General features: G+C 41.3%; 16 protein-coding genes. All 16 read left to right on the forward strand.

The window, feature by feature from the left end; all coding sequences use genetic code 11:
• Window positions 1-81 precede the first annotated feature (81 nt).
• The 16 genes from ACRRU2_RS08230 (at window position 82) to ACRRU2_RS08305 (ending at window position 13,378) form a co-directional block, all read left to right on the forward strand.
• Entirely contained in the window at window positions 82-630 is a 549-nt protein-coding gene (locus ACRRU2_RS08230; RefSeq protein ID WP_331702258.1) for a hypothetical protein, read from the forward strand.
• Between the two features lie 277 nt (window positions 631-907).
• Window positions 908-1,261 carry a hypothetical protein gene (locus ACRRU2_RS08235; RefSeq protein WP_432500720.1) on the forward strand — a complete coding sequence of 118 codons (354 nt, stop codon included), beginning with the start codon at window positions 908-910 and terminating at the stop codon, window positions 1,259-1,261.
• Between the two features lie 446 nt (window positions 1,262-1,707).
• Complete coding sequence (locus tag ACRRU2_RS08240; protein ID WP_331702260.1) at window positions 1,708-1,866, forward strand: hypothetical protein; 159 nt, start codon at window positions 1,708-1,710, stop codon at window positions 1,864-1,866.
• Between the two features lie 311 nt (window positions 1,867-2,177).
• Window positions 2,178-2,348 carry a hypothetical protein gene (locus ACRRU2_RS08245; RefSeq protein WP_432500722.1) on the forward strand — a complete coding sequence of 57 codons (171 nt, stop codon included), beginning with the start codon at window positions 2,178-2,180 and terminating at the stop codon, window positions 2,346-2,348.
• Window positions 2,349-2,596: 248 nt separating this feature from the next.
• Window positions 2,597-2,953: a hypothetical protein gene (locus tag ACRRU2_RS08250; RefSeq protein WP_432500723.1), complete on the forward strand. Its 357-nt coding sequence runs from the start codon at window positions 2,597-2,599 to the stop codon at window positions 2,951-2,953.
• 23 nt (window positions 2,954-2,976) lie between these two features.
• Window positions 2,977-3,411 (forward strand): phosphotransferase enzyme family protein, encoded by a 435-nt coding sequence (locus ACRRU2_RS08255; protein WP_432500724.1) that lies wholly within the window; start codon window positions 2,977-2,979, stop codon window positions 3,409-3,411.
• 347 nt (window positions 3,412-3,758) lie between these two features.
• Window positions 3,759-4,433 (forward strand): response regulator transcription factor, encoded by a 675-nt coding sequence (locus tag ACRRU2_RS08260; RefSeq protein ID WP_432500725.1) that lies wholly within the window; start codon window positions 3,759-3,761, stop codon window positions 4,431-4,433.
• A complete protein-coding gene (locus ACRRU2_RS08265; RefSeq protein ID WP_432500726.1) occupies window positions 4,430-5,797 on the forward strand; it encodes a sensor histidine kinase in 1,368 nt (455 codons plus the stop codon). Before ACRRU2_RS08260 ends, ACRRU2_RS08265 begins: the two co-directional genes overlap by 4 nt.
• 209 nt (window positions 5,798-6,006) lie before the next feature.
• Window positions 6,007-6,945 (forward strand): alpha/beta fold hydrolase, encoded by a 939-nt coding sequence (locus ACRRU2_RS08270; protein ID WP_432500768.1) that lies wholly within the window; start codon window positions 6,007-6,009, stop codon window positions 6,943-6,945.
• Between the two features lie 387 nt (window positions 6,946-7,332).
• Window positions 7,333-8,010 (forward strand): GNAT family N-acetyltransferase, encoded by a 678-nt coding sequence (locus ACRRU2_RS08275; protein WP_432500727.1) that lies wholly within the window; start codon window positions 7,333-7,335, stop codon window positions 8,008-8,010.
• Between the two features lie 255 nt (window positions 8,011-8,265).
• Window positions 8,266-9,825, forward strand: coding sequence for an SMI1/KNR4 family protein (locus ACRRU2_RS08280; protein ID WP_432500728.1), 1,560 nt, complete (start codon window positions 8,266-8,268; stop codon window positions 9,823-9,825).
• An 85-nt stretch (window positions 9,826-9,910) separates the two neighbouring features.
• On the forward strand, window positions 9,911-10,606 hold the full coding sequence (locus ACRRU2_RS08285) for a hypothetical protein (protein WP_432500729.1): 696 nt from the start codon (window positions 9,911-9,913) through the stop codon (window positions 10,604-10,606).
• A gap of 51 nt (window positions 10,607-10,657) precedes the next feature.
• A complete protein-coding gene (locus ACRRU2_RS08290; protein ID WP_432500730.1) occupies window positions 10,658-11,038 on the forward strand; it encodes a hypothetical protein in 381 nt (126 codons plus the stop codon).
• Between the two features lie 72 nt (window positions 11,039-11,110).
• The gene (locus ACRRU2_RS08295; protein ID WP_432500731.1) at window positions 11,111-11,959 is read left to right on the forward strand and encodes an NAD-dependent epimerase/dehydratase family protein; all 849 of its coding nucleotides are present in this window, start codon (window positions 11,111-11,113) and stop codon (window positions 11,957-11,959) included.
• A 731-nt stretch (window positions 11,960-12,690) separates the two neighbouring features.
• Window positions 12,691-12,933, forward strand: coding sequence for a hypothetical protein (locus ACRRU2_RS08300; RefSeq protein WP_432500733.1), 243 nt, complete (start codon window positions 12,691-12,693; stop codon window positions 12,931-12,933).
• 19 nt (window positions 12,934-12,952) lie between these two features.
• Window positions 12,953-13,378, forward strand: a complete 426-nt coding sequence (locus ACRRU2_RS08305) for a DUF3995 domain-containing protein (protein ID WP_331702270.1) — start codon at window positions 12,953-12,955, stop codon at window positions 13,376-13,378.
• The last annotated feature ends 278 nt before the right edge of the window (window positions 13,379-13,656 follow it).

Consider the following 13,656-nt stretch of genomic DNA (forward strand, 5'->3'; position numbering starts at 1 on the left):
CGGGAAGCGTTACTTTACCCATGACTTGAAGGCGGGCAGTTAGGATTGCATCGAATCCATATGATTATTAAGGAGATAATAATGAAGGTAAGACATTTAATATTAATAGTCATTTTTTTCGGAATTATATATTTAATTACAGATTACAACCAATCATACAGAACAATAAATGAGGTATTATATAGCGAGAATAAATCGAATAATTTTTTTAGCATTAAGCAGATAATTGGTGGAAGTGAATATAATAAGAAAGCATTTTACTTTATACTTAATGACTCAGATCAAGTAGTCGGGGTAAGTTTAAATAAAGGTATTTTTGGATGGAAATTTTCTAGATATAGTACTGGAACAGGTTTGGAAATTAATAAAGAGCAGAGGGTATCTAAATTAAGTATTAGCTCCTTACAAGAAACATATAAACATTATTTCGGGCTTACATCATATGCAAATGTTCAAAAAATTATGATTAATCAAACCATTGAGGCAGAGTTGATTAATCTAAAAGAGCATCTAGCAAATGTTAATGATATTGAAAATACATATTTGTGGTACGCGAATATTAACGATAAGGCGAATAATTTCATAGTTGAGGTTTATGATGATCAAAATAAGTTAATTGATAGTGAGTAGGATATAGAGCTTCCCCAAAACGCTTGGCAGAAAGGCATACGAGGTCAGGATCGACTTGAGAAGGTTGCGCAGCCGCCGGTAGGCTGGCGGCTGGATGATCAATATTAGTGTCCATATTGTTCTAATTCTTTAAAAAGTACATCACCATTTTCTTTTATACCATCTCTATATTTAGCATAAAATGTACGTACAATAGTACGGGATTAAAACTAGTAAACATAAACATCGCATAGGGGAACATTGGTTCTAATGCACTAAAGAAAAGGAGAAATGTGGCGTGGGAATTTCCGTTTATTATACTTGTATGAGAGACCTTAATCTTACCATTCTTGAAAATCAAGAGATAACGGCCATCATTGACAGATACAATGCAGGTTTTGAAATGAAGGATATTGGAGAAACATTTTGTGTTTATGACTATGATCAGGATGAATCAACTGTGATCTTTGCAGGTTCTACGAAGCTGCCCATTACAGATGATTTTGAAAATACAATGCATGCGCTGATTTATTGGTTGAACTGTTTAACAGATATTAGAAGAAGTATTTCTAATGGTGACTGGCATGTACATCTAGATGATACCGATGCTATTTGGGATGAGGAAACGGGCTGGCAAATGCCAGAAGATTAGCAGCTGCTGTTTGAGGATTTAATGTGCGCTGGATAGAACTTAGGCAACTGAACCGGAGAAGAAAAAGCTAAGTGGCCTTATTAGAACGAGCTTATTAATTTGATGATGTGCTTGGTGATCTTCTTCCGCTAAATAATGAAATTTGCTACCAAAAGGTTCAATCGTATTTTCTGAGTGATTTGCAGCCATTTACTCATTGGCCAGCTCGAAGAGAGCAGTGTTTTTTGAACAGGTTGGACAATATGTTCAGGAAAAGAAATTAAAAATAAGCTATTGCCGAGGAGCTGAAGAACAAGCTGCTCAGCAGCCAATAACTCTTTTAAGGGGTTTCACCGAAGAAGTTGTCCTTTTAACAATGTTTATTGTTTGGAAAATAAAAAATGTTTGCCAAACTCGACACCGGGGTAAACAAATAATATATAAACCCATTAGTCGAGGTGAAAAACATGAGTATTCGAGAACAGCATGAAGAACGTGTTGAACGACGTGAGAACCATGATCCCAGCTTAGTAGGTGCGACGTTTATCAAGTATGCCGCATACATCATCATTACGCTGGCTATTCTCTATTTTATTGTAAAATATTTGCTGCCTATGTTTCGTTAATAATTTCTGCTTCATAAGAAGGACAAAATTGTAAAAAACAAGGGATTATCTGCTTCATAGAGAAACAACTAAAGCAGGAAAATTGTATAGAAGGAGAGGAAATCGTAATGATAAGAGCTCAAAACTTAATGCTTTTGGAAATATTGTCGATGGAAAGTTTTAGTATTCGCTCCATGCAAAGTCTACGTGACAAACGAAAGCGGTTATTAGCATGGAGCAGTATAATCTAACCGAACAAGTTCCATGAATTTAGCAGGTTTGTCATATGGCTTTGCAACCTGGCCATCTCTATAGATGAAGGGGCGAAGCCAATGAAATATGTATCAGCTAGTGAGATTTTACCCGAGTATTTACTCCATGAAATTCAAAAATATGTACACGGCAGTGTACTTTATATTCCTTCTCCAAAAGAGGCGCAGAAAAAAGTGGGGGCAGATTTCGGGGCAGAGAGAGTATCTGCAGAAGCGAAATTTAGAGATTAAGCAATTATTCCGAATGGGCCGTAGCATTGATCAGCTCGCGGACTCGTATTGCCTGTCTGAGGATAGCATCAGGAAGATCGTGTATAAAAAAGAAAAATAACGATAGGCTCGCGTTGGGATTAAAACCGATGCGGGCCTTTTGATTTGCAGCGTAAAACGGTTATAAGTATTGTTTACCTATTATTTAATATTGAGCGCCTGTATACTTTTGCTTAAATAATTGCATTAACGAAGCGAAGGGGGAGAGTATGATTGAATTTTTTCAATATGATACGGAAGAGAAAAGGCGCTCTTTGCTAGTTAGAGCGAGGAAAGTTGCTTTATTAGCGTTACAACAGTATGACCTGGAATGGGAATGCATTCAATTTATTCAACTATCAGACACAATAACTTTTAAAATTGAGCTGAGTTGGTCGCAACGTTATTTACTTCGTATTCATTCTGATCGATTAAGTAAAGAGGAAATCTGTTCAGAACTTGCTTTGGTCCAAGCATTTAACAAGTTGGAAGATCTGGATGTACCAAAAGGGGTAACAAGCGTGAATGGCTCTTATGTATTGGAGATCAATACAGAGGATGATATCGACGCCCCTATGTTACGATGATGAAATGGGTAGAAGGTGAACATATGAGCGGAGAGTTGACGGACAGCTGCGTCTATAATATGGGCGTAATGATGGGAAAACTTCACGAAGCAGCTGTATGTTTCGTTCCCCCTCCTGATTTTGTTCGACCGATATTGGGGGCAGACAGTTTTAAAAACGAAATGGCTAAGCTAGAACGGTATTATACACGTTTTTTATCAGGCGAGGCATGGAAGACCTACCAGGCTGCTGCTGATAAGATTTTATCAGAGCTCGCAGTAATGCATAGGAACAACCAGAATTATGGACTTATTCATGCGGATTTACATACCGGCAACATGGTTTTCATTGATGAGAAACCCCATCCGATTGATTTCGGAAGGTCTGGTTATGGCTATTTTCTCTACGACATGGCAGGTACGCTATTAGAGCTATATCCTAAGCAGCATGGATGTTTATCAAAGGGTATGAAAGTATAAGAAAGTTGGAATCGGACTATGTTCGGCATTTAGAATGCTTCTTCATCATGTTCATGATGGAGAATTACTGTCATCATGCTTCTGATCCAAGAGAAATCCACGATTTAATCGATGAACAACAATACGCACAAGCGTACATAAGAGAATATTTAAATGATACTCCATTTCTATTAGATGTGATAGAACCTGTGAAAATCGATAGGTCAACTATCATAGATACAAGGAATTAAACATGCAACCCCGACCGATGAGCAAGCAACCAGTGCCCAAACGAGGAAAATTCCGTTTCTTTATTGTATAATGGACACTTCATCATGAGATAAATAAACAGGGGAAAGAGGGGAAAAATGCCTACTATACTGGTTGCTGATGACGATTCGAACATTCGCGAACTCGTCTGTTTATTTCTGCGCAACGACGGATTTACAACAATTGAAGCCGCGGACGGCAAGGAAGCACTGGCCATCTACGCTTCAACACATGTCGATCTTGTCGTGCTTGATATTATGATGCCGATTATGGATGGCTGGACGTTATGCAAGGAGCTCAGAAGAGCTAATCCGGATCTTCCGTTACTCATGCTGACTGCGAGAGGCGAAACATGGGAGAAAGTGAAGGGTTTCGATCTTGGGACGGACGATTATTTGACGAAACCATTTGATCCATTGGAGTTGACAGCTCGTGTCAAGGCATTACTGAAAAGGTACCGGATTGGCTCCACTCAGATCATCCAGTTCGGCACCATCACCCTTGATCGGCAAACCTATAAAGTGATGAGTGGGACGGAATCGTTCACGCTGCCGCTCAAGGAGTTTGAATTACTGTATAAGCTGGCGGGAACACCCGGACAAGTCTATACACGCGAGCAGTTGATCGATCAGGTTTGGGGGATTGATTACGCTGGAGATAGCCGAACAATAGATGTCCATATTAGACGACTGCGCGAACGGTTTACAGCTACACCCGATTTTCGTATCGAGACGGTACGCGGGCTTGGCTACCGGCTTGAGGTTTACGAATGATCAAATCCTTATATATACGAGTCGTTCTGACATTTTTAGTTTCAGTAATTGGGGGGACAGTCCTTTCCTTTTTTGTGGCAACTTGGGTATTTAAAGATAAACTGAACGAAAATTTGCAAATACCGTTACTTTACTTTGGTCAGGACATCGCGAGGATTTACAATACACTTCCATTAAATGAAGCGGATGTGTTCGTAAGCGGAATGGATCAGCTCAAATCCTATCATCTTCGAATTTACGAAGAATCAGGCCAGTTCCAGTCTTATGGAACACTGGGCGATCATAAACCAGCCACTGTGACTATGGAACAAGTGAAAAAAGTACTAGCCGGAGAAGTTGTTCAAGTTAATCCGAGTGGTATCTCTACTACTCTATTAGGTTTGCCGTTTACAACTGAAACGGGCACGAAAGCAATGTTTATAGAACCGATCGGCCCTCCGTCAGCACCTTTTATTATAAAATGGATATGGAACTTTTTAATTTTTGCGTTGGTAACAGGAAGTTTATTGATTCTGGTTGCCGCTATGTTCCTCGTCAGACCGATCAAAAAGCTGACAAAAGCGACTAGGCATATAGCGAGTGGCGATTTCAACGTCAAACTGAACATTAAGCAAAAGGGAGAATTGGGTACATTAGCTCGAAGCTTTGAGGAGATGATGCACGATCTGCAACAGCTTGAACAAATGCGCAGGGAATTTGTATCGAACGTGTCGCACGAAGTTCAGTCTCCGCTTACCTCGATATCCGGATATGCTTTGGCGCTCAAGCAAGCAAACGTCACAAATGATGAGCGGAGCCGTTATCTCGATATTATCATCGCTGAAGCAGACCGGATGTCCAAGATGAGTGCCAGCCTGCTAAAGCTGAGCTTGCTTGAATCGCAGTCACAGCAGTTGCAGTTGGTCAGATTCAGCCTTGATGAACAGATCAGGCGAGTCATTGTCGCGATCCAGCCGCAATGGTCGGCTCGCAACATCCATTTCGAGCTCAATTTAAAGGCATATCAAATAAAGGCTGATCATGATCTATTAAATCAGGTATGGACGAACATACTCGGTAATAGCATAAAATTTTCCGCAGATGGCGGTGTTATTAGCGTCATCATCAAGCACGATACCAAAAACGTGACAGTCCGAATATCCGACACCGGCATTGGTATTTCGCCTGAGGATCAGAAGCGTATCTTCGAACGGTTCTTTAAGGCTGACCGCTCCCATAGTCGTAAGTATAACGGCAGCGGCATGGGACTGGCCATCGTTAAGCAAATCGTATCACTCCATCAAGGCGACATCCGAGTGGAAAGTGAACTCGGCCGAGGGACGTCCGTCATTGTCACCTTGCCATTCATAACGTCAACAGAGTAATTAATTCTCTATGTTACGGTATCATGTGCAATCTTTTACAAGTGATGCCGTAACTTTTTTTCTTGTTCATACTGCGTTAATATTGTCGTCACAAGCAGTACATCTTCCTCGTGTAAACTCTCCTTAGTAGCCAAAAGATAGCCGGAATAAACCGGTGATAAGAGGAGAAGATACGAGTGGAAATAAAAAAAGAGATAAAGAAAAAGAGGATGAGTAAACCGCTTCGCATTATTCTTAAATCCCTAGCAGCTATAGTTATAGCAATTTTACTTTTTATAGCGATTGTTTTTATTATTGATAAGGTCAGCAGCAAATTAGAGCAAGGAAAAATACATCCCTATGGGCAGTTAGTTCCTGTAGATGGGAAAAATATGAACGTTCTGATTCAAGGAAAAGGCGAAGAAACCGTCGTACTGCTGCCGGGCTATGGAACAGCAGCGCCAGCACTTGATTTTAAGCAGCTTATAGACGAGCTATCTCCATATTACAAAGTCGTCGTAATCGAGCCTTTCGGTTATGGATTAAGTGATCGAACTGATAAGGAGCGGAGCACGGACAATATTGTAAGTGAAATTCACGAAGCTTTGCAGCAGCTAAATATTGACCGTTACACGTTAATGGGCCATTCTATTGCAGGCATTTACGGGATTGCTTATGTGAACAAATATCCGGAAGAGGTGCAGGCATTTGCGGGAATCGATACTAGTGTTCCAACACAAGCTGGAATGGATGTTACATTCCCGATAACAATGTTTAAATTACTCAAACAATCAGGTTTCGGAAGATTGATGTTGGAACTAAGTTCTGATCCCTATGCTGAGCTGCCATTTGATGAAGAAACAAAAAAACAAATGCGAATGATTACACTTGAAAATATGTATAATAAATCTACCTTGAATGAATTGGAACATATTTCAGCTAATTTTAAAGGAGCTCAGCATTTAACATTCCCCACAGAACTTCCCCTTATTTTGTTTGTAGATGCGGGTAATACAAGTAATGAAGGATGGATAGCGCTCCATGAAGAACAAGTCAAAAATTCTGCAGAGGGAAAAATGATGACATTTGAAGGCGGCCATTATTTACACCATCTCCGATCAAAAGAAATCGCTGAAAACTTTAGACAATTTATGCAAGAAATAAAATAAGTACACTGAAAGTAAAGAGGGGATCTCAAAAGTCATAAAATGACGGAGGGACACCCTCTTTTCTATGAATCAGGTAATAGAAGACGTTCAACTTGTAACCCACAAGTAACAGCAAAAAATTGGGGTGAGCTGTTAATATGGAAATGAATATACAGCTCATTGCCAAGTTTAGCCTGCTGCAGAATACCACATCACTGCTCCAGTCGTTCGCCGTATTCGCGCTCATCCCACTGATGTGGGAGTCGGACGCGTCAACGCACATGCTGTTTCCTGTGATGCAAAATCCGTTCTTTGCAGGGATTTATTTGTGATTGGACGAATGATAAAGAAACTGCGAAGATGGATAGGAGAAGACTTACGGAAATAAACAATTAAGGAGGCAAATCTTTGTACAATCATTTGGAACTAATGAGCATTCAAGCTGAAGTGCTCTATATTCATAATTATGCTGGACGTATTACAATGATTAATGAGCCTGTGGACCAGCCTGCTCCCCGATTTTTTTGGGGACAGACCGATGCTGGAAGCATTGTAAGATTCCGCAGTGACACACCAGATCGCTTAGTCCATGATGTCCTGCAATGCTTAGGCCAGAGTGATTCAACCGAGCAACTTGCCAGTGTTATTCGGGCATTAGAAAAGGACAGAGCAATTAAAGGCATATGGATAGGTCCGGCTTTTGTATTTCAAGAATTCGCAAATGATTATACGAACGCCACATTGGTTAATGATGACAATAAATACTGTTTGGAACCAGGGTTTCCTACTCTATTATCGGAACTGAAGTTTCGAGAACCTTGTTTTATGGTGACAGAAAACAACATGGCTGTATCAGTCTGTTTTAGCGCAAGAAGTAGTGATAAGGCGGCAGAGGCCGGAGTCGAGACTTTGAAAGATTATCGAGGAAAAGGATATGCGATGCGTGTTACGTCCTCATGGGCTCAAGCAATACGACGGTCTCAAAAGATTCCTCTATATAGTACATCATGGGATAATTTTTCTTCCCAGTCTATTGCAAAACGCCTTCGTCTTCACCTTTATGGAACGGACATTTCCATATATTAAGGTTTAGATTTAAAAGAACGGTTTATAGTTTTCCATCTACGGAGATATCTCAGGAGCACTCAGTAATGTAGCTCCTCTTTTTTATTAAATTAACGGGCACGATAGCAAAAAATAGGACGAAATCCTCTTTTACATCATGTATCAATAATTGGTAGAATTGGCACATGAAATAGTAAGGAATAGCATGACGCTTATACCTCTATGCAGTCTAGTATGTCAAATGTAATTAAGTGCTATTAGGAGGAATTTTTGAAGATGAAACAACTGATTCAAGAAATAATAGATTTGCTGCGCGATAAGCTTCCTGGACTGGATGAGTCGTTAAACCCGCCAGCAACGAAGGAGGAACTGCGTAAGACGGAGGAGGTAATGGGAGTTACGCTTCCTTCTGAACTGCGTGATTTTTATTTGCTGCATAATGGAGAAAAGTCCGAAGGTCCGGGACTGTTTTTTGGTTTGCGTTTTCTTTCATTAACTGAAATGCTTGAAGAGTGGCGAATTTGGGCTGATCTGGAGGAGGAATATGCGGAGGAAGGCGATCATTATTCTGTACCGGCTAACTGGATTAAAGAACGGTATATCAATCGCTACTGGGTGCCCATCAGCAAGGACGGAGGGGGCAACAACCTCGGAATCGATCTGGATCCGGATGAGAACGGGGTGAGAGGACAGGTCATTAATTTCGGCCGCGACGAACATGTCAAATATGTAATTGCCCGAAATTTCAATTCGCTGTTAGAATTTATTCGCGATACCATTCAGAAAGGCGAATATAGTGTTCAAGAAGATGAAGAAGAAGGCTTTCGCTACTGGAGTTATGGCCGTGAAGAGGAGGTTCATTTTTTTGATGTTCTCCGAAAGCTAGAACTTCCTGTACTTGAACCTTTTGGACGGGTAACGGGTTTGGATGAGACCGAGGCTTGGTTTAGCGGACTGAGTCAGGAGTGGCAGGAGCGCATACAGGCGATTGGCGATACGCCAACTGATTTTCTACTTGCAAAGCGGCTTTTCTTTATCAGGGAAGGTTTAACAGATATTGCTCCACTGGCCCAGTGCAAAGAGCTGCGGGAATTGGTTTTAAGCGGTAATGAAATTCGCTATGTGGAGGCTTTGAGTGGATGTCAACATTTAAAACAGCTCTATCTGGTAAATAATCCGGTATCGGACCTGCAACCGCTGGCAAGGCTGGAGCAGCTGCAGGAGTTGAATATTGCAGGTACAGCTGTTACTGATCTAACTCCTCTTCGTTCCTTGGCTAAATTGAAAAAGGTAGATGCCGGGAATACGGCCATTCGTGATTTTTCATCATTAAAGCCAGTTAGAAGCTTGCGCGTCTTGAAGGTTAGCGGGCCTGACCGGGAACAGCTTCGTAGTTTGGCGGAACTGACACAACTTCAGGAATTGACGCTTTCTGGTCTTGATCAACTGAATGAGGATGATCTGACTATACTAGAACAACTCGTGAATTTGCGCAAGCTGGAGTTGGAAGGCGCTCATTTGCCGCATTTGGCGTTTTTGCAGAAATATCGTTACCTGAAAGAGCTTTCGATGAAGGATTCATCTGTTGAGGATATTTCGGCACTGGCCCGGCTTGAGCGACTGCAAGTACTGGAACTGAGCAATTGTCCGGAAATCGGAAACCTGGAAGAGCTTGCACATTCGGTTTCCTTGAAGCAGGTGGCGGCTTCCTTCCAGCAATTTGCTCTGTTGAAGAATTGTTTTAACCGTAAAATTGACTTTTCGAAAATGATCGGAAGAATGACGGAAGAGGAATCTGCGATCTGGCGTGACTATTTAAATCAGGATTGGAGTTAAAAACGACGTCATACGTTTTAATAGGAGTTTCATTGGAGTTTGAAGCAATAGTTGTATGATGAAAAGTTAGACAGGAGGAAGTACAATGCTGCTGAAAGATACAGATCAACTGGACGATCTAAAGGATTTTCTAATCAGCTGGTACGGAAGGTACGAGAGCTCTTACGGTGTGCCTGTGGATAAGATCCCAACCTATCTGCCAAAAGCGTTACAAGAATTATATGCGTTTGCAGGACGCTGGAAAGATGGTTCGGATGATCATCCCGAGCACTCTCCAGAGATATTTCAACAGCAGGATTGTCTTTATTCAGTGGAACGACTAAAGAAGGATAAGAATAAGATTACGTTTCTTGAGGAAAATCAAGCAAACTGGACTTGCCAAGTGGAGGCAAGCAACAACGATTCTCCTGTCTACTGCGACGAGCGCTTACTTTGGGATGACAATGCAAAGGGATATATCATCGTCAATGATTCTTTATATCATTTTCTGAAAAGTTTTTGTTTACAGGAGGTTGTTTATGACTGTAAACAGCTATATATAATAGAAGGAAAATTAGATAATATAAAGATGTTGTTTAATGAACCACTTGAAGATCTGTGGTTAAATGGATATTATATTAGCCCCAAAGAAGAGGGACCTACTCATACATTTTACCAATGCGGGGACGTACTGGTCATGGAGCGCTATGGTGACTTTTGGTTAGGATCTAATTGTGATTTTACTGCAGCTCTGAATGACGATGTCCTGTCTTCAATCAAGCTGAGAAAGATCAAACCTTAACGAAAGTGCGCAAGAACTCATTGACAAATTAATATTCAGAGGTGATGCTGAATGATTGATATGCAGTATATATACGATCTTGAAGCTGAGATGGACATAATGAAGCTTGTAGATAATTATAATGAAATAAAATCAATCCTGCAGCAGTACCCTCAGGAACAGTGGTCATATGAAATGATTTTAGCATATGCAAGGGCACTGAATTATCTGCAAGATTTTTCTGACCAGACCAATCCATTTGAGCAAGCATATGAGCTGCTTCAAACTGTTTCTGATACGGGAATGAAGGACGCTGAATGGCATTTAATAATGGCTTCGGTTAGCTTTAATCTACAAATTTACGCTGAGGCAGTAAAACATGCTGAACTAGCAAACACTATCATAGCTGGCTGTGCTGATGATATGCTTGCGTTTTACTCACAATATTACTAGTAGAGGACTTCATAGATAATCTTCATGTTTAACAATCGCCCCAACTCTTGTTTCCATCAGGAGGAATGAATTATGAGAATTTTTGTTGCTGGTGCTACTGGTGCTGTAGGACGTTTCTTGCTTCCAAAGTTGATTCGTGCAGGTCATGAAGTAATTGGAATCACGCAAAGCGAGAGTAAGAAATCCATTATCGAAAAGACAGGAGCAAAAGCATTAGTTACTGACGTCTTTGATCGCGAGGCGATACAATCGGCATTAGGTGAATCTCAACCGGAGGTTGTCATTCATCAATTGACTTCTTTAAGTAGTCGTAATTTTTCAGACAATACAAGAATACGTAAAGAAGGAACGCAAAATTTAGTAGACGCCGCCCTTTCGGCTGGTGTCAAACGCATCATCGCACAAAGCATTTCTTGGGCATATGAACCGGGAGAGAGACCGGCTACTGAAGAAGCAGCCTTGCATGTAATAGCCGAAGAACCCCGGAAATCGACAATTGATGGAATAGTAGCATTGGAAAATGCTGTGATGGAAGTACCGCAATATGTAATTTTACGCTATGGAATGTTCTATGGTCCGGGCACTTGGTACGAGCATAACGGATTTATGGCAGAACAAATTCATCAAAGGCAGATTCCTGCAACCGAAGGGGTTACTTCTTTTCTTCATGTGGAGGATGCTGCTGAGGCAGCACTTATGGCTTTACACTGGCCCTCTGGACCAGTGAACATCGTCGACGACGAACCGGCAAGAGGAATCGACTGGCTCCCGGTTTATGCACAAGCCATAGGAGCACCTATTCCTGTAACACTTTCGAACAGCAATGCTTGGGAGCGAGGGGCATCGAACAGAAAGGCTCGCCAGGAATACGGCTGGAAACCGCTATATCCAACTTGGCGGACAGGATTTACTAATACCTGAATCCTCTGTAAGTAACAACAGCTGAATAAACCGGTGATACAGCTGCCATTTCATCACATATTAAATTCTCAATTCGCTAATCGTTATAAAGACTTGTATAAAAAAGACGTATCCATACCTCCTTTGACAGGAGCTGGATGCGTCTTTTTTAACAGGAATTTCGAAAATAGCTGTTTTTTATTGGTTTAGGAAATTATGCACCAGTTAAAATTTTGGATAAGTATGTTGAGCTTGAATTGAACCTAATGATGCGGACACTGATGACCGTTAGCGCTCATTTTTCGTCAACTTCCCCTTTCTAGCGGACAGAAATATCCGTTAGCGGGCAAAAAGCTAGAGAATTCGACAGAATGTTCTTCTAATGGTCATAAGTGTCCGTATTTGCAACAAAAAGACTGTTTTTTGATTCTAACGGTCATTAATGACCGCACCGTAAATAACGTCGTATCGTTTGTTCTTTGCACACGATGACGGCAAGTGAGGTCACCGATAGGTGATTTTATTCAGTGTACTCTCCTCTAAGGGAGGCGCTTTGCTGCAGTAAAAGCAGTTTTTACTGGTATTTTTCCAATCGTAGTTCGTTTATCCGACGAATCGTGAATCAGTGGGTCCACCTATCCACACAGCTAGTGATGGCCGCCTCGTCTGAGCCGGTGGCAACTGAAGAGAAATTGAACAAGTTGCTCCACCAGATGTTCTTCGCAACCCGTAAGGGAGATTTTCTCTTCTATTTGAGAAAGCTATGTACACAAGAGCCTGAATATCGGGAGGTACTGGATGGCATGGAGCAGGGCAGAATGAGTTTTGCTCGCGATCTATTACTAAACCTTGGCATGACCACGGAAGCTGCTGAGCATAAAGCCTGGTTTCTGTACCACTATTACCTCGGATGGTATGAACGTCACAAACTGGAGCAGCCTACCGAGAAGGAATTGCTTGATCATGTACGTTTGATTCGGGAACATTTGATATAACGTAAAGGGAGGGTGGAGGATGGAAACTTGGCTTGTATGGTTTGTTGGAAGTGTCTTCTTCGTTTTAAGCGGTGTTCATATATATTGGGCAGCGGGCGGGAAAAGAGGGGCACGAGCTGCAATCCCAAGCGTAGGTGAGGAACCATTATTTCGTCCGTCAGTATGGGGGACTGGAATCGTAGCACTGCTGCTGGCCTTCATGGGTTTATTCGTGTTTCAATTAGGCGGGTATGGTGAGCCTATAGGGCCCAGATGGTTATATGAGTATGGGGGCTGGAGCCTGGCTGCTTTATTTATTATGCGTGCAGTTGGCGATTTTAGATGGGTCGGATTTTTTAAGCGCCAGAGGGAAACTTTATTTGCCCAGTGGGACGGTATTCTCTTTTCGCCGCTCTGCCTGCTCATGGGAGTTTGTCTTATAGTTATAGCTATCGTAGAACAGTAGAACATAGCATAAAACTTCGCATACAAAGCTAAAAATCGACACCGTTCTACATATTCAAGCGCTCGTTATAAGAAGCTAATCCTAATAGAATAGTAAAGAAGTCACTTATGGATTAACCATGTGTATATTACAATATTTAGTATGAACTACAGAATATAGAATTGATTATTGTTTAATAAGCTATGTATCAGTAGTCCAAAATCCTTCACAACGGGGGATAGTTTAATGAACCACATTAATGAGCAGGCTCTGTGAAGCCTGCTCATTTTATTAAACTA

This window comes from Paenibacillus sp. GXUN7292, assembly GCF_050864975.1.
Lineage (GTDB): Bacteria > Bacillota > Bacilli > Paenibacillales > Paenibacillaceae > Pristimantibacillus.

What these genes read in the sequence shown, in the direction of transcription:
- ACRRU2_RS08230 (WP_331702258.1), top strand. Translation starts at nt 82, where the DNA reads ATGAAGGTAAGACATTTAATATTAATAGTCATTTTTTTCGGAATTATA.
- ACRRU2_RS08240 (WP_331702260.1), top strand. Translation starts at nt 1,708, where the DNA reads ATGAGTATTCGAGAACAGCATGAAGAACGTGTTGAACGACGTGAGAAC.
- ACRRU2_RS08245 (WP_432500722.1), top strand. Translation starts at nt 2,178, where the DNA reads ATGAAATATGTATCAGCTAGTGAGATTTTACCCGAGTATTTACTCCAT.
- ACRRU2_RS08250 (WP_432500723.1), top strand. Translation starts at nt 2,597, where the DNA reads ATGATTGAATTTTTTCAATATGATACGGAAGAGAAAAGGCGCTCTTTG.
- ACRRU2_RS08255 (WP_432500724.1), top strand. Translation starts at nt 2,977, where the DNA reads ATGAGCGGAGAGTTGACGGACAGCTGCGTCTATAATATGGGCGTAATG.
- ACRRU2_RS08260 (WP_432500725.1), top strand. Translation starts at nt 3,759, where the DNA reads ATGCCTACTATACTGGTTGCTGATGACGATTCGAACATTCGCGAACTC.
- ACRRU2_RS08265 (WP_432500726.1), top strand. Translation starts at nt 4,430, where the DNA reads ATGATCAAATCCTTATATATACGAGTCGTTCTGACATTTTTAGTTTCA.
- ACRRU2_RS08270 (WP_432500768.1), top strand. Translation starts at nt 6,007, where the DNA reads ATGAGTAAACCGCTTCGCATTATTCTTAAATCCCTAGCAGCTATAGTT.
- ACRRU2_RS08280 (WP_432500728.1), top strand. Translation starts at nt 8,266, where the DNA reads ATGAAACAACTGATTCAAGAAATAATAGATTTGCTGCGCGATAAGCTT.
- ACRRU2_RS08285 (WP_432500729.1), top strand. Translation starts at nt 9,911, where the DNA reads ATGCTGCTGAAAGATACAGATCAACTGGACGATCTAAAGGATTTTCTA.
- ACRRU2_RS08290 (WP_432500730.1), top strand. Translation starts at nt 10,658, where the DNA reads ATGATTGATATGCAGTATATATACGATCTTGAAGCTGAGATGGACATA.
- ACRRU2_RS08295 (WP_432500731.1), top strand. Translation starts at nt 11,111, where the DNA reads ATGAGAATTTTTGTTGCTGGTGCTACTGGTGCTGTAGGACGTTTCTTG.
- ACRRU2_RS08305 (WP_331702270.1), top strand. Translation starts at nt 12,953, where the DNA reads ATGGAAACTTGGCTTGTATGGTTTGTTGGAAGTGTCTTCTTCGTTTTA.